The sequence below is a fragment of the Butyrivibrio sp. LC3010 genome (assembly GCF_000424385.1).
Classification (GTDB): Bacteria; Bacillota; Clostridia; order Lachnospirales; family Lachnospiraceae; genus Butyrivibrio.
The window spans coordinates 137,834-161,686 of the sequence record NZ_AUJU01000008.1 but is presented as its reverse complement, the minus strand read 5'-3'; the positions used below and the strand labels follow the sequence as shown (position 1 = coordinate 161,686).

The following is a 23,853-nucleotide window of genomic DNA, read 5'->3' as shown; positions in this document are numbered from 1 at the left end:
GATTTAATCGTGGGACAGGAAAAAAGATTTCAAATCTTTGGTCATATAGTAATGACAATCGTAACACTCTGTGCAGTAATACCGCTCATACTTCTCGTGATTTCATCCTTTACGGATAATGATGCACTTGTAAGAAACGGTTATTCATTCATTCCGGAGCAGTGGAGTTTAGAAGCTTATAAATACATATTTACCAGTGGTAATTCAGTGCCGCACGCTTACATGATTTCAATTTTACTTACAATCTGCGGTACAGCACTTGGACTCTCCATAACAACTCTGATGGGATATGCTTTATCAAAAACATTCCTCCCCGGAAGAGGAATACTCACATTCCTCGTATTTTTTACAATGTTGTTCAATGGTGGTCTGGTTCCTACTTACATTAACTACACAAATGTATTTGGACTTAAAAATACATTCTTTGCACTTTTGGTTCCCGGACTTTTGATGAATGCATTTAATGTTATGATGATGAAGTCATACTTCGTAACAGGCGTTCCGGATGAAATCCTGGAAGCAGCTTACATAGATGGCGCAACAGAATTCCAGGCATTTTTCAAGATTGCACTTCCTCTTGCCAAGCCTATCGTAGCAACAATTGGACTTTTCATCGGAATTGCTTACTGGAACGACTGGATGAACGGTTATATCTACCTTACAAAGAGAACAGATCTGTATTCAATACAGAACCTGCTTAACCGTATGATTCAGAACATACAGTTCCTTACACAGAACAGTTCAGTAGCCAGCAACGCAAACACAGCACTTGCTTCAATACCCAGCGTAGCTGTTCGTATGTCAATGGCAGTTGTAGGTGTTCTTCCTATCATAATCGTATATCCTTTCATCCAGAACAACTTCGTGAAAGGTATCACACTCGGTGGAGTTAAGGGCTGAGAACACTTGGCGAGGTTTTTCCGAGCCTAGTGTGAACGTGTTCCAGCGAGCGAAGCGAGAGCGGAACTTCCTTGTGAAGGCAAACTTAGTGAGAATTATATAGGCGAGCGAAGCGATAGCGGAACTTCCTTATGAAGGCAAACAATAATTAAATAATCAAAATCATTTAGACTCGGGGTATTCGTGCTCCGAGTCTAAATATAGTTTTTTGTTAGTTACTCCCTTTGCGGAAATGTAGTTTTGGTCTGCAATCAGTCTAATCGCGAAGAAATATATATGGAAAGAAGGTAATGTATGAAGAGTTTATTATATCCAATTACAAATGAATTTAGAAATGAGAAGAAGCTGGATGGCTTATGGCGTTTTTGTTTTGATCCTGACGAGAGAGGAATAAAAGAGGGCTGGAATAATGGGCTTCCCAAGGATGCTATAAATATGCCTGTACCGGCTTCTTTTAATGATTTTTTCACTGATAAAGCATCCAGAGATTATTGTGGTACATTCTGGTATCAGTGCGAGTTTCATATTTCTAATGCAAATTTAGAGCATAGAAATTACATTCGTTTTGGAAGTGTTACCCACAGAGCAGTAGTATATGTAAATGGTATAGAGGTTGGAAGACATGAAGGCGGATTTTTGCCTTTTGTATGTGATATCTCTGATGCAGTAAAGCCTGGTGAAAAAAATGTGCTGGTGGTAAAAGTAAGCAACGAGCTTGATGAAACTACACTTCCCTGCGGAAAAGTAAGTACCCTCAAAAATGGGAATAAGTTGTTAAAGCCATACTTTGATTTCTTCAATTATGCAGGTATCCATCGTTCAGTATGGCTAATGAGCATCAATCCGGCCAGTATAACAGATTATGGAGTGATTACTGATATTACGGATAATACCGCAACAGTAAAGCTTTCTGTTGATGCTTTGGGAATAAAGGAACTTGATTATTCTGCAAGAGCAATTCTTAAGGATGAGGATGGAAACGAAGTAGCAACTAAGGACATTACATTAAATCCCGGATGTAGTAAGGAAAATGAATTTGAAGATGATGAAGACAATGCAGAGCAGCCTGGATTAGAGAAGCTTTGCGGAGAGTGTGAGCTTACAGTAGATGAACCCGTACTTTGGGATGTCCACAGGCCTTATCTTTACAATATTGAAATTGTCTTATTAGAATCAGGAAAAGAGCAGGATAAATATGAGGATAGAATTGGTATCCGCACAATAAGCATACAAGGAACAAAGATTTTGCTTAACGGAAAGCCTGTTTATCTTAAGGGCTTTGGAAAGCATGAGGATTTTGATGTAATCGGACGTGGCTTTAACTATGGAATTGCAAAAAGAGATTTTGAATGCATGAAATGGATTGGAGCTAACTGCTTTAGAACAAGTCACTATCCGTATGCAGAGGAGTGGTACAGATTTGCTGACGAAGAGGGATTTCTTATCATCGATGAAGTTCCTGCAGTTGGTATGATGAGATCCTTCTTTAACTTCATGGATGCAGGTAGCGGTGGAAAGTACACTTATTTCTTTGAAACAGACACTGTGCCACAGCTTCAGAAAAACCATCTTAACGCAGTTCGTGAGATGATAAGAAGAGATAAAAATCATCCTTCAGTAATTTCATTTAGTCTTTTCAATGAGCCTGAAACCATAAGTACTTTTGCACATGACTATTTCAAAGTGATATTTGAGGAAGCAAGAAGGATTGATCCACAGAAGAGACCTTTGACGGGAGCTTTGGAAAAGACATCTTCTCCTGAAAAATGTCAGTGCCATGAGTTCTGCGATTTTATAAGTCTTAACAGATATTACGGCTGGTACATTAGCGGCGGATCAGAGCTTTCTGATGCCAGGGAATTGTTCATTGAAGAGATGGATAAGTGGAAGGAAAAAAATACAGGAAAGCCTTTCGTATTTACCGAGTTTGGTGCAGATACTCTTTCTACTGAACATAAGCTTCCTTCAGCTATGTGGACTCAGGAATATCAGAATGAGTACTATGACATGAACTTTGAGATATTTGATAAATATGATTTCGTGCAGGGTGAGCTCACCTGGAACTTTGCGGATTTCCAGACTGTTGAAGGAACCTTTAGGGTTGCAGGAAATAAAAAGGGTGTATTTTCAAGAAATCGTCAGCCCAAGGATATAGCATTTAGAATAAAGGACAGATGGGAAGGTATTCCTGATAAGGAGTAAGATAACGTAAGCACTCATCATTAAGGCGTTTATGGTATCCGTATCTATTGAAATGAGTCATATATAAATTACCTTTTTAGAGGAGAAAGGATTAATCCAATCACCTTTTTGGCATGATTGGATTATATGAGAAGTAATTATGGGTTATGAAAATGAGAATGAAAGACAAATACTGGCAAGGAATATCGCAACTGAAGCGATGGTTCTTCTAAAGAATGAAAATGGGGTGCTGCCTTTGGAAAATGGAAAAAAGGTAGCTCTTCTTGGAAGAACTCAGAATGCCACCATCATTGGAGGCGGTGGATCAGGTGCTTCAAGATGTGATAATCCGATGCAGATAAGAGATGAGCTTATAAATGCGGGTATTAATCTGGAGAAGGGCTTTGATGCTTTTTATCAGGATGCTGATAAAAAGGAAAAGGAAGAGGCTAAAAAGCAGGGCATGGATATGGCAGGCATGGATTTTGAAGGCCTTGTTGCAAGCGGAATTATCTATGAGCTATTTGGAAAATATCAGGGAATTACACCTGAGCCGGTTCCCGGAGATGAGCTTTTTAGCGAAGGAGCAAAGGAGACAGACACCGCTATTGTTGTAATTGGAAGACAGACAGGCGGCGAAGAATGTGACAGAAGAATAAAGGATGATTATCTTTTAAGTGACCTTGAAAAGGAGCTTGTTAAAAAGACCTGTGACAGCTTTGAAAATGTGATCGTTGTTCTCAATGTAAATGGCATGATTGACCTTAAGTGGGTGAAGGAAAATGAAAGAATTAAGGCCTGCATATTTATGGGAACTGCCGGAGAAAAGGGTGCCGGTGCGCTTGCAGATCTGATAAGCGGAAAGGCATATTTTAGCGGAAAGCTTGCCCAGACATCCGCCCTTAAATATGAAGATTATCCTACCGCGGAGCATTTTTCCTGCAACAAGGATGATAATAAAAATATTAAATCCTATGAGGACTATAATCTGTCTGCTACGGAAAACGGCAGCATAGACAAAGCTTTAAGCCCTGTTACTGCCTACATTGAGGATGTATATGTGGGCTACAGATATTTTGACAGCTTTGAAAAAGATGTGTGCTATCCTTTCGGATTCGGACTTGGCTATGCTTCCTTCAAGACTGAAGTCATAAATCTTGTTAGTGTCGGGGGCAGGGCGCTGGTTTCTCTTAAGGTGAAGAATACCTCTGAAAAGTTTTCAGGAAAAGAGACCCTGCAGCTTTATGTACATAAGCCCGAAGGCACTCAGAAACGTGTTTACAAGGAACTTGTGGATTTTGAAAAGACTTCTAAACTTAAACCGGGAGCAGAAACAAATCTTGCGCTTTCCTTTGATCTTGCAGAGCTTTCAGTATTTAATGATATGGGAGAAAAGGGCGGAGAGTATGTTATTACGAAAGGAGAGTATATTCTCCTTTTAGGTAACAGTTCAGATTCTGTAAGTCCCTGCGGTAAAATTGAAGTTGCAAAAGACATCACTGTAAGGAAGGTGACTGCTGATATCGGTATAAAAGCCTGCAACAAAGATAAGCTGGAACTACTTGATGCAGGAAATATAAAAGAAGCAGAAGAGGTAAAATCAGCAAATATCCCTACAATCAATATATCATCCGATGATCTCATAACAGAGGAAATCACAAAGCACGACTATAGCTTTGAAAACATTGAAAAGAGTGATGAAATCATCACACTTGAAGACGTAAAGTGTGGAAGAAATAGCATTGAAGAGTTCGTATATCAGATGACTACTGAGGAGCTTGCTGTTTTATGTAATGGTTATGGACCGGGACTTCCTTTTGGCGGCATCGGACAAAAGGCACCGGTGACAATTCAGTATCCGGATGGTACTGACATAGGCTTAAATTCTCATCCGTCAGCTAATCCGGGATACATTAATCCTGCTATTAAAAAGTATGGAATCTATTCCTGCTTTTATAAGGATGGCCCTGCGAGCGTTGGAAAAACAGCCTGGCCCACAGGGATGATGTTGGCCTGCACTTTTAGTAAGGAGCTGGCCTATGAGTTTGGTAATGCATGCGGAAGAGAGGCAGAGGAACAAAAAGTTGCTGCATGGCTCGCGCCCGGACTTAATATCATAAGGAATCCGATTGAGGGAAGAGCATTTGAGTATTTCTCAGAGGATCCTTACCTTTGCGGAACCATGGGAGTTAATATCTGTAAAGGTGCCATGGAAAATAATAAGGTCACAACCTGCCCGAAGCATTTTGCATTAAACGAGCAGGAAACCTATAGAAGAGGAAGCTTCAAGAAAAATATTGATGCCGTAGATTCCATAGTTTCTTCAAGGGCGGCAAGAGAAATATATTTGAAGCCATTCGAGATGGTAGTAAAAAATACAGATACCGTCTCATTTATGAGCTCTTTCAATAAGATTAATGGAACCTTTACTGCAGGAAACAAGGTGCTTTGTACAGATATTCTCAGGGATGAATGGGGATATGATGGTGCCATTGTCACTGACTGGGGAGACATGGATTTTGTTGTAGATGGAGCAGATGCGGTTGCTGCCGGAAATGACGTTGTTATGCCGGGTGGTCCTCCGGTCATAGAGCAGGTTCTTAAGGGCTTTGAAGAAAAGAGAGTCACGCTGGATGAAATGAGAATAGCAGTTATTCATCTTATGAATTTCGTTATGAAAATGGAAAACTATGAGGTGTGAAGATGGGGAAAATCAGAACAATTATTACACAGGATGCTGAAGTAGATGATCAGAATTCTCTTAGACACTTTTTATTTTATGCAAATGAAGTCGATGTTCAGGGAATAATTCAGACATCTTCCAAATTCCACTGGAAGGGTGTGCCTGGGGCTGTAAAGGCTGAAAAAAAGGTAAAAGACGATTTTGATGCAGGAGAATATGTAGAAAACTCCGGACCTTTTGATCAGCCCTACAGATGGCCGGGGACAGACTGGATGATGAGGGTAATAGATGACTATGAAAAAGATTACCCCAATCTCTGCAAGCATGCAGAAGGGTATCCCACTCCTGACTATTTGAGGAGAATAACCAAGGTTGGCAACATTGGCTACGAAGGCGAGATGGAAAAACCGTCAGAAGGATCTGATCTCATAAAGGAGAGAATCCTTGATGATGATGAGAGAACTCTTTTCATCCAGGTGTGGGGAGGTACCAATACCATTGCAAGAGCACTGATGGATATTGAAGAAGAGTATAAAGACAAAGATGAGTGGTCAGTGCTTCATGAAAAGATTTCCAAAAAGGTGGTGATCACTGCCTGCGGAGAGCAGGATCCTGCCTATAAGGAATATGTGGCAGAAGTGTGGCCGGGCATTCAATTTGTTAAAACGCTCCAGATGATGAGCTATGCATATCCCTGGTTCACCATGCCTGAGGGAGAGAGCAAGGATACTCTTAAGGCTGAATTTATGCAAAAGGAATTGCTGTCAAAAGACAGTGCATTGATAAAGGGATATTGTACCTGGTTTGATGGACATCACTATGAAGGCGAAAATAGTGAAGGTCAGTTTGGATCGAACCCCAATATTTTGAACGAGTGGTTTGGTGCTAAGTTTTTAAAGGGTGAAATAAATAAATACGACTTCCTGTCTGAAGGTGATTCACCTACGTTTTTTGTGCTTCTGCCCTTCGGAACAAGGACACTTGAAGACTTTACCTACGGTGGCATTGGCGGGCGCTACATGAAGGTTGATTATAAGAATTCAAAGGGCGTAAGCTGCAATGTCTTTGATGTTGCAAAGGATGCATATACAGACAGAGATGGAAATATCACAGAGCAGGAATCCATGTGGGGATATGTCGCTGATATTCAGCGGGATTTTGCTGCAAGAGTATCCTGGGCAGCAGAGGACAGCTATGAGAAGGCGGAGCACTCACCTCTGTTAAAAATATGTGAGGGCTGCGATATAAGTGCCGCAGCAGGAGAGCACGTTACCATATCTGCGATTGCGGAAAATCCAGATAAGCTTGGAATTGATTATTCTTTTAGAGTTTATAAAGAAGCAAGTGCAGAATGTGCAAATGAGATAAAACCTTCAAATGAATGTATTTCGAAAGAAGTGCTTGATAATAAAGCAGTTACTACAGAAATTGTAATACCTGATACAGCTGTGAGCGGAGATAAGATCCACATCATTGCAAAGGCAGCTTCCAAAGGATACTACAAACTCTTTGATTATAAGCAGATTATTATTACGGTTAAATAATAATAGAACTATAGAACAATAGGGAACTAATTGCGAAGATTTAGTGTTTTTTGTTATTATATGATGATAGGAGCAAAAGGTCATAATGTGATTATACTTAATATAATTACGAGTAAGGATCACACTAAGTGCTCTGTTCAAAATAGAAGGAACAGAAAGTAAATAGAATACACTAAACTGAGTATCTGTCTACCAGGGAAGCAGATACCTGAATTCTGACATATGAAAGTGCAGGATCGTTTATTCGCATGATAAGCCGCTTAACTGCTTCACCACCAAGGGCAGCCTTTGGCACATTGATGGTGGAAAGTGAAGGGTCTATTATCTGGCTTATGGGAAGATTGTCAAAGCCAACTATTGCGATATCATCCGGAATTCTGTAACCTGCTTCCTTTAAGGCACGCATGGCTCCTACAGCTATGAGATCATTTTCAGCAAAATAGCACCTTGCAAGCTGCTTCCTTTGAGAGAGGATATCACACATATCATGGTAAGCACCATCAATGGAAGGAGAGAGCTCATGGATAATACTCTGAGATCTTGAGAGCCCATTTTCATGAACTGCTTTTCTGAAACCATCATACCTTTCTGCAAAATTCTGAATGCGATAGCTGGACATAAGGTAGCCTGGCTGTGATTTGATTTTTCTTATAAGATATTGTGTTGCCCTGTAAGCGCCCTGGGTATTGTTTATGGTCACAAAATCTCTGTCCACGGATTCGAAATAGCCATCAAGTATGACCAGCGGAATAGGTAACTTGAGGAACATTCCAAGGTCTGCGGAATTAAGCTCGGTAGCAAGTAGAATGATTCCGATACAATCTGAAAATTGTATCGATTCAAGGTCGGATTGTGTGAAATCAGATTCGTAGTAGTATTGAACTCTTAGTTTGTATCCCTGTTTTTGACATTCCTTAGTAATACCTTCTGAAAGCTCAGCATAAAAAGGCGTATCGGCAACGACTACGCCGCTTTTTTTATATATGACAAAATATATTTTTCCGTTTTTTATAGCTGAGGTTTTGATCTTGCTAAAATCATAGCCATATTTTAAGGCTTCATTTTTAATTTTCTTTCTTGTGGCGGCACTTACACCCGGCTTGTCATTAAGCGCCATGCTCACTGCGGCTGCGCTTATGCCAAGCTTTGCTGCCAGTTCTTTAGCTGTAATTCCCATATTTTTTCCTTTATGATTCCTGATGTACTGTCTCACTCATAATTAACCAAATTGTTATATATGATTTTTTCTGCTTCGTCTGAAAATCTTGATGATGCCAAGTAATACAACATAAGAAAGCAGAAGATTAATTCTACTTAATTTAGGTTAATTTTATCATAAACTTAAGTAAAACAAAAAGTAGTATGTGAAATTATATAAAAATAAGTGATTTCATATATTATTAAGATTTTTAAATAGTAAAATACCATTATATAGAATTGCTGAAATGACGGTAGTCATGGAGCAAAACATATCTCAGATTATATTGAATACGCTAAACTTTTTTAGAGAGGAGACAAGGAATAATGGGTATTTGGAGAGCTTCAACTGAGGCAGAGATGTCAGCTAGAGAAAAAGCTCACATGGATAAGGTTCGCAGATTTGCAGCGGAGGGAATGGTGCTTTTGGAAAATGATGGCACACTTCCTCTTAGCAAGGACGTTAAAAAGGTAGCGCTTTTTGGTAACGGTGCAAGACACATGATCAAAGGAGGAAAGGGCTCCGGAGATGTAAACAGCAGAAGCGTTGTTGGAATTGAGCAGGGGATAAAGGATGCAGGTTATGAGATAGTTTCAGGTTCATGGCTTGATGAATATGATAGAATCTGCGTTGATTGCAGAGCAAAGTATGATGAGCATATTCAGGAGATGGTAAAGACTGCCGGTAATCCGATGATAGCTTTCATGGAGTATTTTAATAATCCGTATCATGATCCTGATATTCAGAAAATTTCTGATGCTGACCTTGTGGATGCAGATGCTGCAGTTTATGTAATAGCAAGAGATTCCGGTGAAGGAAGAGACCGTAAGCCTGTTGCAGGTGATTACGAGCTCACTGAAAATGAAAAGAAAAACATTGAGAAGCTGGCAGGACGCTATGAAAAGCTTGTAGTTGCTCTCAATGTCGGCGGTGTAATAGATACTAAGGCATTAAGAAGCATAAAAGGAATCGGCGCGGTTCTTCTTATGAGCCAGGCCGGAAATGTTATCGGTACTGTATTTGCAGATGTTCTTTTTGGGGATTCAATACCCACAGGACATCTTGCTATGACCTGGGCAGAGAATTATTCAGACTATCCGGCATATGATACCTTCAGTTCACAGAACGGTAATGTGGATGATGAATACTATAATGAAGGTATTTTTGTAGGATATCGTTACTTTGATTCCTTTGGTAAAAAGCCTGCTTATTCCTTTGGCTATGGCCTTTCATACACAAGCTTTGATATAAAGACCGAGGATGTAACACTTGATGGAGAAACACTTACTGCAAAGGTAACCGTTAAAAATACCGGTGATAAATTCAGCGGAAAACAGCTCGTTCAGTTGTATGTATCAGCTCCGGATGGAAAGCTTGAAAAGCCTGTTAAGGAGTTGAATGCATTCGCTAAAACAAAGGAGCTTGCACCGGGTGAAGCAGAGACTCTTACAATTAAAGCAGAGGTTTCAAGCTTTGCTTCTTACGATGAGAAGTCAGCATCCTATATTCTTGAGGCAGGAAAGTATTTCATAAGAATCGGTGAAAATGCCGGATGTACACATGTTGTTGCTGCAGTTGAGATTGAAAATGAGATTACAACCTGCAAGCTTTCAAACAGATTTAAGATTGATACGGAGCTTAATGAGATTTCTGCTAAGAATGAAAAGCCTCTCACTTATGATGGCGAAGAAGATGAGAAAGCATCCGCAAAGATTCTTAAGCTTTCAGCTGATGCAATTAAGACAGTAACTGCAGAATATGTAAAGGAGCCTGCTGAGCTTAATAATACAAGTTCCGATAAGGTTACACTTGAAGATGTTAAGGCAGGAAAAGCAAGTCTTGATGATCTTTTAGGACAGCTATCAAGAGAAGAAATGGCTGATCTGTGTGTAGGTACAGCCAGAGGCGGCTTTGGCGGGACTTCTGTTATTGGTACAGCTTCAGCAGTTGTTCCGGGTGCTGCCGGAGATACAAGCTCCAAGCTTGCAAGTGAGAGAGGTATACACAATCTTGTACTTGCGGATGGACCTGCAGGTCTTCGTCTTACTCCTTATTTTGCTGTTGATGAGGACAACAAGATTATACCTGAGATGAGTGCAATGGCATTTGATTTCCCTGGAAGTGATGACGCACCCAAGACAGAAATAAAGGGCGAAGTGACAAAGTATTATCAGTACTGCACAGCTATTCCGATTGCAACAATGCTTGCTCAGACCTGGAATATGGAGGTTATTGAAGAAGCAGGTGACCTTGTGGGAGCAGAGATGGAAGAGCTTGGTGTTAACTTGTGGCTTGCACCCGGAATGAATATTCAGAAGAATCCTCTTTGCGGCAGAAACTTTGAGTATTATTCTGAGGATCCTCTTCTTGCAGGTATGTGTGCTGCAGCAGACACAAAGGGTGTTCAGAAGCATAAGGGCTGCGGAACAACAATCAAGCATTTTGCCTGCAACAACCAGGAAGATAACAGAATGCACACCAATGCTCATGTAAGTGAACGTGCACTCAGAGAAATCTATCTTAAGGGCTTCGAAATTGCGGTTAGACAGTCACAGCCTCTTTCAATCATGACAAGCTATAACCTTATAAATGGTTTACATGCTGCCAACAACTATGATCTTCTGACAGCTGTATGCAGAGATGAGTGGGGCTTCAAGGGCGTGATTATGACTGACTGGGGAACAACCGGTGGCATCGAGATGGAGCAGAGAAAGTTCAAATACGGCTCATCAAATGCTGCTGACTGTGTAAGAACAGGTAATGATCTTACAATGCCCGGATCAGAAGCTGATGTTCAGAACATTCTTGATTCTGATGTATCAAGAGCAGAGCTTCAGGTATGCGCAAGAAGAATCCTGAACTGTGTCCTTGAGTGCAGATATTGATCTGAATGCAAATTTGAAAAAAAATAAGACGGGATGAAGGCATCTTAAAACTGCTTTCATCCCGTTTTTTATTCAATAGGAAATTCCTTCGGATTTCCTATTGAATAAAAAGCGCTCCGCTATGGATGCGACTGGTGCGCAGATGAATTTTGCAAGCTAAAGCTTGCGCGCACCAGCGCGCAAAGAGTCGCGAGCGACTCTTTGTTCCAGAGTTTTCAAAGTGGTTTTCAGAAGCTTAGTGTTAAACATGCTTAGTACAACATCTCTGAAAGTATTCGGATTAATTCTACCAATTCTATAATATGCTGCGTTGTCTTTAGTTCATTTAGCGAGAGGAATTAAGTAAATAATTAAGTGAATTATACTTAATTATATAATGAGATTAAGTTTTACGAATAATATATTTATTTATGAAGGTAATTTTCATATGAGACAAAAATATGCCACTTTATGTGGGATTAGTGACTTTAAATTGGGAGGCTTACAGCATGAGAAATTTATATTATCAGATGATTGATGTTACGGATTTTGGACCCTATGTAACAAAGCTTATTCTTGCGATGCCAAGAAAGGTTGCTGCAGATGAGCTGAGTAAGGACAGCTTTAATGTGTTTGTGGAAATGCTTAGTAAAAAAGGGGATATTATTGAGCTTCCAAAATCTTTTATTGAGAGAGACGAGTTTGTACCCAGTAAGGGCTACAGAGTGATAAAGGATGTATATCCAAGTGACATTAAGGGAAACAGAAGCTCTGAACCTTCAAGATATGTGACTCTTGAGCTTGAAATAGGACCTGCATATAAATGTTCTTCAGCTCTTGCAGCTGATTTTAAGAACATCAACGGACATGAGAGATATACAGTAAATGATTATGTGGTTACTCAGATCAAGGAAATCGGTGAGGGAGATGAACAGCTTAGAGGACTTGTCTTTGATCTCTGTGCAGGAGTATTTAACCCGAAGAAGGAACGTTTCCTTGAGTATGATTCTGAGGATGAGAGTAAAATCCTTCGCTATGGCTACTTTATTCCTGAACTTAAAGGAGGTAAAAAGCCTCTGATAGTCTGGCTTCACGGTGCAGGAGAGGGAGGAGATGACACCTCAATTTCCTACAGTGGTAACAAGGTTCCGGCGCTTACTGAAAAATGGGCTCAGGACAAATTTGGCGGAGCGTTCATTTTATCACCTCAGTGTCCTACCATGTGGCTGGATAACGGAAGCGGAGAGTATGGCGATTCCGGTGAATCCAGATATGTTCAGGTATTAAAGAACACCATTGATCATTTCATAGACAGATTTGAATACGTTATAGACACAGACAGAATCTATGTTGGTGGTGACTCCAACGGAGGATTCATGACCATGAGAATGATAATGGATTATCCGGACTTCTTTGCAGCAGCTTTCCCAATCTGCGAAGCCATGATAGATGAAAAGATAACCGACGCTCACATAGAAAAAATGAAGGAGCTTCCAATCTGGTTTACCCATGCTAAAAACGATCCTATCGTAGTTCCTGAGAAATATGTAAAGCCCACCTATGACAGGCTTATGAAGGCTGGAGCAAAGAATGTTCACTTTACTTTCTGGGATAAGATAATGGACCTTCACATGGGCTTTAAGGATGAGAACGGGAATCCTTTTGAGTACCTTGGACATTTTGCATGGATACCTATGCTGAATGATGACTGCAGGCTTGATTATGATGGAAAACCCGTTGTAGTCTCTGGCAAAGAGGTAACTCTTCTTGACTGGCTTGCACTTCAGAAAAAATAAATCGGATTGTTAATGGGAACAGGGGATGATCGTATATCGTCCTCTAATGTAAATAAAAAGGAGATTAAGACTATGGAAAAAGCAAAGATCAGAATCGGACTGGCACCCACAAGAAGAAGCATTTTCAGTGCACCGGATGCTATCAAATTTGCAAATCTTACAAGAGATAAGCTTGATGAGCTTGGTGTTGAATATGTTGACATTAAAGATATAAACGAAGAGGGACTTCTCTATGATGATGATGACCGCATAAAGATTGCGGAGAAATTCAAGAAAGAGAAGGTTGATGGACTTTTCATTCCTCATGGTAATTTCGGTACAGAGTACGAGTGCGCAAGACTTGCAAAAGAGCTGGGAGTTCCGGTTCTTCTCTGGGGACCAAGAGATGAGAGACCTGAACCTGACGGGATGAGACTTCGCGACTCACAGTGCGGACTTTTCGCGACAGGTAAGGTTCTTAGAAGATTCAGAGTTCCGTTCACTTACATGACAAACTGCAGACTTGATGATCCGGAATTTGAGAGAGGTGTTAAGGACTTCCTTGCTGTATGTAATGTGGTAAAGAAATTCAGAAGTATCAGAATTCTGCAGATCGGACCTCGTCCCTTCGATTTCTGGAGCACCATGTGTAACGAGGGAGAGCTTCTGGAAAAGTTCAATATTCAGCTTGCACCGATTCCGATTCCTGAGCTTACAGCAGAGATCAAAAAGGTAAAGGAAAAGACACCGGATAAGGTTTCTGAGGTCGTTAAATACTGTCACGAGAATATGACCTGTGATATTTCAGAGGATCTTCTTACAAATGTGGCAGCACTCAAAATAGCTATGAGAAATCTGGCAGATAAATATGGATGCAGTGCGATTGCAATCCAGTGCTGGAATGCCCTTCAGGGAGAGATTGGAATCATGCCCTGTGCAGCAAATGCACTTTTAAATGAAGAGGGACTTCCTGTAGTCTGCGAGACAGATATTCACGGTGCAATCACACAGATAATCGTCGAAGCTGCAGGCATGAATGAAAAGCGCGGACTATTTGCAGACTGGACAGTTCGTCATCCTGACAATGAAAATGGTGAGCTTCTTCAGCATTGCGGTCCATGGCCGATATCTGTTGCAAATGAAAAGCCTACAATCTGTGTTCCTGTAGCATTTGATCACAACGGTGCAATTTCAGCTGAGGCTAAGCACGGTAAACTCACACTTGCAAGATTCGATGGAGATAACGGAGAGTACTCCATTTTGCTTGGACATGCAAAAGGCGTTGACGGTCCTTATACAAAGGGGACATACCTTTGGGTAGAGGTTGAGAATTTGAAGCGTCTTGAGGCAAAGGTTGTAGAAGGACCTTACATCCATCACTGTGTAGGAATTCATGAAGATGTAGTTCCGATCATCTACGAGGCATGCAAGTACATTGGTGTTACGCCAGATCTCTATGATCCTATCGAGGACAAGGTCAAGGCATATCTTCACGGCGAAGATGTTGAGTTTTAAAAGAAACACTTTTCCTCTGGAGTGATGAGCTTACTTCAGCAGCGGATGAGGGATAAACAGGAGGCAAAATTGAGTAATTTAAAAGCATTAGCATACAAATTAAGGAAAGATACCATAGACATAATTATGGAGGGTGGCGGCGGTCATATCGGCGGAGATATGAGCGTTATGGAGATTCTGGTTGATCTTTATTTCAAACAGATGAATATATCACCGGATAATCAGGACAGCCCCGATCGAGACTTTTTTATATTGAGTAAGGGACATTCAGTAGAAGCCTATTATGCGGTTCTTTGTGAAAAGGGATTCCTTGACTATGAAGAGGTTAAGAGTAAGTTTTCTAAATTCGGTTCACAGTATATCGGACATCCCAATAACAAGCTTCCCGGAATGGAGATGAATTCAGGCTCCCTTGGACACGGGCTTCCGGTGAGTGTAGGAATTGCACTGGGTAACAGGATGAATGGCAAAACAAGTCGTACCTATGTGGTTATGGGAGACGGAGAGCTGGCAGAAGGTTCAGTGTGGGAAGGCTTTATGGCAGGAAATATGTATCATCTTGATAAACTCTGCGCCGTCATTGACAGAAACCGTCTTCAGATATCAGGAAGCACGGAGGATGTAATGGCTCATGAGGATCTGTTTAAGAGAGTTCAGAGCTTTGGCTGGCATGTCATAAGCGTTGATGGAAATGACCTTGATGAGCTTGATAAAGCCTTTGAAGAAGCAAAACAGACTAAAGGAAAACCAACCTGCATAATCGCTAATACCACAAAGGGCAAGGGCTCTAAGGTTATGGAAAATAAGGCATCCTGGCATCATCATGTTCCTTCATTGGAAGAATATGAGCAGATAGTAAAGGACCTTGAAGAATGCAGGAGCATGCAAGGCTAATTGATTTTGATAACGGAGGCTGATTTTTCATGAATAATATACCAAACAGAAAAGTAATATGTGATGTTTTGATGGAGCATGCAAAGGATGATCATGACATAGTTGTTCTTTGCAGTGATTCCAGAGGATCCGCGTCACTTACACCATTTTTTGAGAACTTCCCTGAGCAGGCTGTGGAGGTTGGAATCGCAGAGCAGGATCTTGTGAGCATAGCGGCAGGTCTTGCAAAGGTCGGAAAGAAACCATTTGCAGCATCTCCTGCAAGCTTTTTATCCACAAGAAGCTATGAGCAGGCTAAGGTTGACTGCGCATATTCAAATATGAATGTGAAGCTTATCGGAATAAGCGGCGGCGTTAGCTATGGAGCTCTTGGAATGAGCCATCACAGTGCTCAGGACATTGCGGCTATGGCAGCAATTCCCAATATGAGAGTTTACCTTCCATCTGACAGACATCAGACAAAATATCTTATAGAGGCTCTTCTTAAGGATGAAAAGCCTGCTTACATCAGAACAGGAAGAAATCCTGTGGAGGATACTTACGCAGAAGATAACTGTCCTTTTGAGATGGATAAGGCAACTATAGTAAATGAAGGCAGTGATGTAACAATAATTGCCTGCGGAGAGATGGTTAAGCCTTCCCTGGATGCTGCAAAGCTCCTTGAAAAGGAAGGGATAAGTGCAGAGGTTATTGATATGTACTGTGTAAAACCACTGGATACTGAGGCCATTATAAGGTCTGCGAAAAAGACAAAGGCAGTGATCACGGTAGAGGAGCATGCACCTTTTGGAGGACTTGGCTCTATGGTGGCTCAGGTTGTATCAGCAAACTGCCCTAAAAAGGTATTGGAAATTGCTCTTCCTGACGCACCTGTTATAACAGGAACTTCCAGGGAAGTGTTTGATTACTATGGAATGAATGCAGAGGGAATTGCAAAGAAAGCAAAGGAAGCACTCTCATGAGTAAATATATCATTGGAATAGATCAAAGCACTCAGGGAACAAAGGCAGTTTTGTTTGATGAGAAAGGTTCTCTTTTAAAAAGAGAGGACCTGCCTCACAGACAGATAGTCGACTCCAGAGGATATGTTGAACATGACCCTGAGGAGATTTACAGAAATGTCATACAGGTTGTGAAAAATCTGGTAGAAGCATCCGGGATTGATAAAAATGAGATTGAGGGCGTCGGCATAAGCAATCAGCGAGAGACCTCAATAGCTTGGACAAGAGACGGAAAACCGTTATATAATGCTATCGTGTGGCAGTGCAAAAGAGCAGAAGATATATGTGACGATATTATGAGCAAGGGCTATGGGCAGATGATAAAGGAGAGAACAGGAATCAATCTTTCTCCATATTTTCCTGCCGGAAAGCTTTCCTGGATAATGAAGAATGTTGACGCAGCAAAAAAAGCGGCAAAGGATAAAAAGCTTTGCTGTGGTACGGTGGATGCTTTTCTTGTTTACAGGCTGACAGGCACAAGAGAGTTCAGGACAGATTATTCCAATGCCTCCAGAACCCAGCTCTTCAATATCGGTAATCTCAAATGGGACGAGCAGATATGCAAAGTATTTGAAGTTCCCATTGAAGCTCTTCCGGAAGTCACAGATTCAGATGGATATTTTGGCGAGACAGATTTTGAAGGGTTTTTGCCACATCCTGTTCCGATACGAGGTGTTCTTGGAGATTCTCACGGTGCACTTTTTGGGCAGGGGTGCTTGTCCGAAGGAATGGTAAAGGCAACTTATGGCACAGGTTCATCAGTAATGATGAATATCGGTGATAAGCAGGTGCTTAGTTCTCACGGACTTGTAACCTCACTTGCCTGGAAAATCGGCGGAAAGGTTGATTACGTTCTTGAAGGAAATATTAACTATACAGGAGCTGTGATTACCTGGCTTAAGGATGATCTGCAGCTGATAAATTCAGCGGCAGAGACAGAGGCCCTTGCAAGGGAGGCTGACCCTGAGGATCATTCATATATAGTACCTGCGTTTTCAGGTTTAGGTGCACCATACTGGGATGGGAAAGCAGAAGCTGTTATCTGCGGAATGACAAGAACTACAAAAAAGGCAGAAATTGTCAGGGACGCACTTGACTGCATCGCCTATCAGATTGCTGATATTGTAGGTGCTATGAACGATGATGTCAGTTTTTCCATTAAGGAACTTCGCGTCGATGGCGGTCCTACAAAAAATGCATATCTTATGCAGTTCCAGACAGATATGGTAAGGGTACCGGTACTTGTTCCTCCGGCTGAAGAACTATCTGCAATGGGCGCGGCTTATGCTGCGGGAATTGCCCTTGGAATCTATGACAAAAACAAGCTGTTTTCCGGAATAAAGCGCACTGAATATAATGTAAAGATGAGTGAAAAAGAGTACGAAGGCCATTATAATGGCTGGAAAGCTGCTGTCAGAAAGGTTCTGCAGCCCTGATCTTTTACCTCTCTTAGATTGGTGGGTGCAATGGTTAAGATAGACCTGATAACCGGCTTTTTAGGATCCGGAAAAACAACTTTTATAAAAGAATATGCAAAATTCCTTTTGGAAAAAGGTGAGAAAATCTGCATTATTGAAAATGATTATGGTGCGGTAAACGTGGATATGGTTCTTTTACAGGACCTATATGGGGATAACTGTAATCTTGAAATGATTGTTGGAGGAGACGGGCAGGAAGCCCATAGAAGGCGCTTCAGGACGAAGCTTATTTCCATGGGAATGCACGGATACGACAGAGTTATAATTGAACCCTCCGGAATCTATGACGTGGATGAGTTTTTTGATGTGCTCTATGATGAGCCTTTGGACAGATGGTATGAGATAGGGAATGTCATATCGATCGTCGATGCCAATACCGTGACAGATCTGACGGATATATCCCGTTATATTTTTATGACTGAAGCTGCATGTGCAGGAAAACTGGTACTGAGTAAGCTGCATGAAGATGTCAGAGAGTCTGACATAGAAGGTATCGTTAAGAGAATAAATGACATAATGGCTGAGTTTACAACCGGAATCAGTTTCAGCCAGGGAGATGTGATTGCCAGGCCTTTTAATGAGCTTGATGCCGGGGACTTTGAGGGAATCATGGGCTGCGGCTACAGGCATGCTTCCTATGTGAAACTTCCTCTTGAGGACAGGCAGTTTACGCCATTATTTTACTTTGACGTTGAGATATCTGAAGAAGAACTCATTAAAAAGGCAGAAGCACTATTTACTGATGTAAAAGCCGGTCATATCATCAGAATTAAGGGCTTTGTCAAGACCGGCAAGGATGCTCAGGTACAGCTAAATGCCACTGAGAAAAAGACGGAGGTAAAGCCTGTCACAAGTAGCAGAAATGTACTGATAATCATTGGAGAAAACCTTAACAAAGAGTATATAAATGAAATATGGAAGGATTACTGCTCGGTGGTATCCTTGTGATATTCAGGTATAAGGACTACGATTAAGCCAAATCCTTACAATTTAAAACAAAATTTTGAGCCTTTGCTAATCTTAAGAAATCTTAAGATTACGCAAAGGTTTTTTTTATGTGCGGGTTTTATACTTCATTCAACAGACTCTTGAAAGGTGACAAACTTATGAAAATCAAAGAATTTTTAAGTGGAAAAAGAACCAAAGTATTAGTGATAACTTCAATTATTCTTATTGCTTCAGTGACAGTCGGAACAATTAATTACACAAGGATTACTCATGCCAGTGCAGCTGCAGATGAATCTGTAAGTATGATCGAGACAGCAGAGGTTACACGGCAGGATTTAAAGAAAACAATAAGCCTTAACGGAACGATAACAGCTCTCGACAGTCAGAGCGTTGCAAGTGAACTTACAGGAGTGAAGATTAATTCATTAAAAGTAAGAGTAGGTGACAGGGTTAAAAAGGGCGATGTCATAGCGGTGCTTGATACTACAAGTATAGAAAAGTCCCTTGCACAGGCAAAGGAGGCACTTGAAATAGCAAAGAAAAAGGACTCACTTGAGCTTGCAACTGCACAGAGAAATTATGATGCTGCTGTTGAGACAGCCAGAATTCAGATCGAACGTGCTGAAAGGGATGCACAAAAAGCTGACAAAGCTTATAACGATGCTGTTGCTGCTTCAGATGCTGCAAATGCTGAAAACAGTAGTGCGGAAAGCTCTGTTAACGATATGACAGCCGCTGCAAGCGGAGCAAAGGATGCAGCAGGAAATGCCGCAGCTGAAGTGACAAGAAGTGATGACAAGTATTCAAAGGCCCAGGAAGCCTACGAGACTGCCAATAAAGACGTTGGTGCACTTGCTGATTCCATAAGCACCTTAAAGACAGATTATGAAGCTTTTACCAAAGGCGATTTCACAACGGCTTCAGACAGATTCAGTAAAGCGGGCGATGATCTTACAGCAGCCAATAATGCACTTAAGGATGCTGAGAGTAAAAAGACCGAGCTTGATTCAAATCCTGATGCAAACCCTCAGGATGTGGAAAATGCCCAGGGAGTTCTTGATAAGGCAAGGACAGATGCAGCAACTGCCCAGGGTGTTTATGATGAAGCAAAACAGAATTATGAGAATGCAAAGACTAAGCTTGAAGGTATTCAGAGTGCAATCAGCACAGCAGAGGGTCAGTACGAAGCTGCTGTAAAAGCAAGGGATAAAAAAGAAAAGAAAATGACCAAAGCTCAGGGGGAAAATGAGAGGGCGAAAAAAGACCTTGAGGAAAAGCAGAGCGCTCTGGAGGATGCCCAGACAAATCTTGCGGAGGCTAAGACAAAACAGGCAGAAAAGGAAGCGGATGCCAAGTCAGCAAAAGAGTCAATTCAGAGTGCCAAAGACAATGCAGAGAAAGCAAAGGAAGAAGAGGAAGATCAGAAGAGAGAAAACGGAAAAACTGTTGCGGACTCAAAAGACAGCTTTTCAGAGACACAGCTCAGTCAGGGCAGCAGTACGATACAGGCTCAGCAGGAGGTTGACAAGTACGAGCAGGAGCTGGAAAAAGCTACGATTGTCGCTCCCTGTGACGGACTTGTTACATCTGTAGGTGTAAAAGAGGGCGGTATCTATGATAACGGAAATGAAATTGCGCTGATCCAGAATGACAGTGGCTATAAAGTTACTGCAACAGTTGATCAGTATGATATCTGTGATATCAAAGAGGGTATGAAAGTTACGATAAAGACAGATTCTGTTGATAATGAGATGAATGGAACACTTTCATTTGTTTCTCCGATACCGCAGGGGGCAGCATCCCAGAATAGTCAGGAACAGAGCTCTTCCGGCACCTCCAGTGATTATCCTATCGAGGTTTCCATAGATGGCGGAATGGAAGACAGACTCAGAATAGGAATGACTGCCAAAATAACCATACTTCAGCAGGAAGCTGATAATGTTCTTACTGTTCCCGATAGCTGCGTTCAGACAGCAGAGGATGGAAGCCTGTATGTTGAAAGAGCAGATCTTGATGAAAATGGAAATGCAGTTGCAACAGGTGAACATATCACAGTAAGTTATGGAATAAAAACCGATTATTATGTGGAAGTAAAGGGTGATGGATTAGAGGAAGGAATGAACCTTGTTGTTCCATCCTACGATGAATTTATGAGTACTGATACAACCGGCGGGGTGGAAGAATGACAGATATAGTGACTCCAAATATCATGATTGATGCGAAGGGGATTGTAAAAAGCTTTAATATCGGAAGCGAAAATGAATTAGAGATACTTCATGGCATAGATATATGCGTAAAGAAGGGCGAATTTGTTTCTATAGTAGGTACTTCCGGCTCAGGTAAATCCACGCTGATGAATATCATAGGGCTTTTGGATAAGCCAACGGGCGGTTCATATCTTCTTGACGGTGTGGATGTATGTAAAGCAGGGGATACTGAGCTTTCCCATATCCGAAATAGAAAGATAGGGTTTGTTTTTCAGACCTACAATCTTATTGCCAGAACCAGTGCACTTAAAAATGTTGAACTTCCGATGCTCTACGGAGGTGTGAGGGCTAGGGAGAGAAAAGAGAGGGCAATGGAACTTTTGGAACTTGTCGAGATGAAGGAGAGAATGAATCACACTCCTGATGAATTATCCGGTGGACAAAAGCAGAGAGTTGCAATTGCAAGAGCTCTCGTAAACAGACCTTCAATAATTCTGGCAGATGAGCCCACAGGAGCTCTTGATTCTGCAACCGGAAGGAAAATCATGGACATTTTTCATAAGCTTCATGAGGAGCAGGGAATCACCATTGTTTTCATAACCCATTCACCGGAGCTTGCGCAGGAGACTGAGAGAATACTTACGCTTAAGGATGGCAGGATAGTAGATGAGAGGATGGGAATAAGATATGCTTCTTGAAAATGTAAAGCTTGCGCTTACGGGACTTCTGGCAAATAAAATGAGGACGTTCCTTACTATGCTTGGAATTATAATAGGAATTGCTTCTGTAATCGCCATTATGACAGTTGGGGACGCAATGAATAAATCTGTCATGGGGCAGATGGGAGATATGGGCGTAAATAATATCAGCGCTTATGTAATGCAGAAGATGACTGAGGATTTCGATTACTCAGAGGATGCTTATATCCGCGAGATGAAGGATAAGGACTACTTTTCGGAGGATATGATTAATGATCTTTCGGAACATTTTTCAGACAGAATAGAGGGAATAGCACTTAAGAAAAGTGCAGGGGAAATCAAAGCTGAGGACGGTAAAAAATACGCAAACATTACTTTGGAAGGAGTTAACGCAGCAGCCCTTAAACAATCAAAGATAAAGCTTATAGCTGGAAGAAGCTTTTCACAAAATGAGCAGCAGGAAGCAAGGAAAGTAATAATAGTATCAGACAGATATGTTAATAACATGCTTCAAGGCGATGCCAAAGCAGCCCTGGGGAAGGCTGTAGAGGTGGTTATAGACAACAAATATTATGACTATACGATAGTCGGAGTCTATGAATATTCGGAGAGCAGCGTCGGAGGTATGAGTGCAGGTAAAAATCAAAAGGATATAAGGACTTCCGCATATCTTCCGCTTCAGACCGCACTTATACAAATGAGAGATAAGCAGCTTTATGATGAGATGGAAGTTGTTGCAAAAACAGGCGCAGATCAGGGAGCACTTGCACTGGATATCCAACAATATCTGAACAATAAGTATTACAAGGACAATGATACCTATGAGGCATATGCCTACAGCATGAAGGAAGAAATAAAATCGATGGAATCCATGCTGAATACACAGACTTATGCTTTTGCGGCAATTGGTGCCATATCTCTTTTGGTAGGAGGAATTGGTGTGATGAATATAATGATAGTGTCTATCACGGAGAGAACCAGAGAAATCGGCACCAGAAAAGCCCTTGGAGCAACCAACGGATATATCAGACTGCAGTTTATTACAGAGGCAGTTGTGGTGTGTTTTATCGGAGGAATTTTGGGCGTAATCGTTGGTCAGATTTTTGGAATAATGGCCTCCAAAATGATGGGGTATAGCGGTAGTGCTTCAATTGGCGGTATAATATTCTGTGTACTGTTTTCTATGGCGTTTGGAGTATTTTTCGGATACTATCCTGCCAACAAGGCTGCAAAGCTGAATCCTATCGAGGCACTCAGATATGAATGATAAAAAGTACAAAATACTTATAGCCGAGGATGATGTTGATATCATAGATCTTCTAAGGCTTTATCTTGAAAATGCAAATTATGAAGTGATATCTGCAGAGGATGGAGAGGCGGCACTTAAAGCTGTTGAGGCTGAGAGTCCCGACCTTTTTATCTGCGATATTATGATGCCTAAGTTAAATGGTTATGAAGTAATAAGAACTATCAGAGAGAGGAAGAACAGCATTCCGATTCTTGTTCTTTCTGCCAAAAATCAGGACAGTGACAAGATTCTTGGCCTCGACATTGGCGCTGATGACTATATGGTAAAGCCTTTTAATCCGCTTGAAATCGTTGCCAAGACAAAGGCTATGCTTAGACGTTTCTATAAATTCGGAAGCAGCCTTCAAAAGGACAATGACATCACGGTTGTGGGCGAGCTTTCCCTGGATGTGCCAAGGGCGAAATTCACAAAGAACGGAGTTGAGATTCTTCTTACTCCAACAGAGTTTAGAATCATGACTCTTCTTATGAATAATCCCGGAAGAGTTTTTACCAAGGTGCAGATCTACGAGTACATCAACGGCGAGTACTATGAAAATGATGACAATGCTCTTATGGTCCATATGAGTAATCTCAGAGACAAAATAGAGGATGACAGCAAAAATCCCAAATATATTAAAACGGTGCGTGGGCTTGGTTATAAAATGGAGCGGGGCTGA

General features: G+C 41.3%; 16 protein-coding genes. 15 read left to right on the top strand and 1 reads right to left on the bottom strand.

What is annotated here, in order from left to right; translation table 11 throughout:
- The first annotated feature begins 9 nt into the window (after positions 1-9).
- The 4 genes from G622_RS0108070 (at position 10) to G622_RS0108055 (ending at position 7,308) form a co-directional block, all read left to right on the top strand.
- On the top strand, positions 10-900 hold the full coding sequence (locus G622_RS0108070) for a carbohydrate ABC transporter permease (RefSeq protein WP_330363586.1): 891 nt from the start codon (positions 10-12) through the stop codon (positions 898-900).
- Positions 901-1,194: 294 nt separating this feature from the next.
- Positions 1,195-3,102, top strand: a complete 1,908-nt coding sequence (locus tag G622_RS0108065; protein ID WP_026510287.1) for a glycoside hydrolase family 2 TIM barrel-domain containing protein — start codon at positions 1,195-1,197, stop codon at positions 3,100-3,102.
- A gap of 139 nt (positions 3,103-3,241) precedes the next feature.
- Positions 3,242-5,782 (top strand): glycoside hydrolase family 3 protein, encoded by a 2,541-nt coding sequence (locus tag G622_RS0108060; RefSeq protein WP_044957339.1) that lies wholly within the window; start codon positions 3,242-3,244, stop codon positions 5,780-5,782.
- Between the two features lie 2 nt (positions 5,783-5,784).
- Complete coding sequence (locus tag G622_RS0108055; protein ID WP_026510285.1) at positions 5,785-7,308, top strand: DUF1593 domain-containing protein; 1,524 nt, start codon at positions 5,785-5,787, stop codon at positions 7,306-7,308.
- Between the two features lie 172 nt (positions 7,309-7,480).
- Here G622_RS0108055 and G622_RS0108050 read toward each other — a convergent pair whose 3' ends face one another.
- Positions 7,481-8,485 (bottom strand): LacI family DNA-binding transcriptional regulator, encoded by a 1,005-nt coding sequence (locus G622_RS0108050; protein ID WP_026510284.1) that lies wholly within the window; start codon positions 8,483-8,485, stop codon positions 7,481-7,483.
- Between the two features lie 347 nt (positions 8,486-8,832).
- On the opposite strand from G622_RS0108050, the gene G622_RS0108045 reads away from it, so the two are divergent.
- The 11 genes from G622_RS0108045 to G622_RS0107995 all read left to right on the top strand — a co-directional run bounded on the left by G622_RS0108045 (position 8,833) and on the right by G622_RS0107995 (position 23,853).
- Positions 8,833-11,391 carry a glycoside hydrolase family 3 protein gene (locus tag G622_RS0108045; RefSeq protein ID WP_049945749.1) on the top strand — a complete coding sequence of 853 codons (2,559 nt, stop codon included), beginning with the start codon at positions 8,833-8,835 and terminating at the stop codon, positions 11,389-11,391.
- A 488-nt stretch (positions 11,392-11,879) separates the two neighbouring features.
- Positions 11,880-13,166 carry a prolyl oligopeptidase family serine peptidase gene (locus tag G622_RS0108040; protein ID WP_026510282.1) on the top strand — a complete coding sequence of 429 codons (1,287 nt, stop codon included), beginning with the start codon at positions 11,880-11,882 and terminating at the stop codon, positions 13,164-13,166.
- Positions 13,167-13,238: 72 nt separating this feature from the next.
- Entirely contained in the window at positions 13,239-14,660 is a 1,422-nt protein-coding gene (locus G622_RS0108035) for an L-fucose/L-arabinose isomerase family protein (protein ID WP_026510281.1), read from the top strand.
- A 69-nt stretch (positions 14,661-14,729) separates the two neighbouring features.
- Positions 14,730-15,554 carry a transketolase gene (locus G622_RS0108030; RefSeq protein WP_026510280.1) on the top strand — a complete coding sequence of 275 codons (825 nt, stop codon included), beginning with the start codon at positions 14,730-14,732 and terminating at the stop codon, positions 15,552-15,554.
- 29 nt (positions 15,555-15,583) lie between these two features.
- Positions 15,584-16,516: a transketolase family protein gene (locus G622_RS0108025; RefSeq protein WP_026510279.1), complete on the top strand. Its 933-nt coding sequence runs from the start codon at positions 15,584-15,586 to the stop codon at positions 16,514-16,516.
- On the top strand, positions 16,513-17,991 hold the full coding sequence (locus G622_RS0108020; RefSeq protein ID WP_026510278.1) for an FGGY-family carbohydrate kinase: 1,479 nt from the start codon (positions 16,513-16,515) through the stop codon (positions 17,989-17,991). The genes G622_RS0108025 and G622_RS0108020 overlap by 4 nt, the downstream gene beginning before the upstream one ends.
- Before the next feature lie 30 nt (positions 17,992-18,021).
- On the top strand, positions 18,022-18,981 hold the full coding sequence (locus G622_RS0108015; protein ID WP_044957338.1) for a GTP-binding protein: 960 nt from the start codon (positions 18,022-18,024) through the stop codon (positions 18,979-18,981).
- A gap of 158 nt (positions 18,982-19,139) precedes the next feature.
- Entirely contained in the window at positions 19,140-21,167 is a 2,028-nt protein-coding gene (locus tag G622_RS0108010; RefSeq protein ID WP_026510276.1) for an HlyD family efflux transporter periplasmic adaptor subunit, read from the top strand.
- Entirely contained in the window at positions 21,164-21,886 is a 723-nt protein-coding gene (locus G622_RS0108005; protein WP_044957337.1) for an ABC transporter ATP-binding protein, read from the top strand. Before G622_RS0108010 ends, G622_RS0108005 begins: the two co-directional genes overlap by 4 nt.
- Complete coding sequence (locus G622_RS0108000; protein WP_026510274.1) at positions 21,876-23,153, top strand: ABC transporter permease; 1,278 nt, start codon at positions 21,876-21,878, stop codon at positions 23,151-23,153. The genes G622_RS0108005 and G622_RS0108000 overlap by 11 nt, the downstream gene beginning before the upstream one ends.
- Positions 23,146-23,853: a response regulator transcription factor gene (locus G622_RS0107995; RefSeq protein WP_026510273.1), complete on the top strand. Its 708-nt coding sequence runs from the start codon at positions 23,146-23,148 to the stop codon at positions 23,851-23,853. The genes G622_RS0108000 and G622_RS0107995 overlap by 8 nt, the downstream gene beginning before the upstream one ends.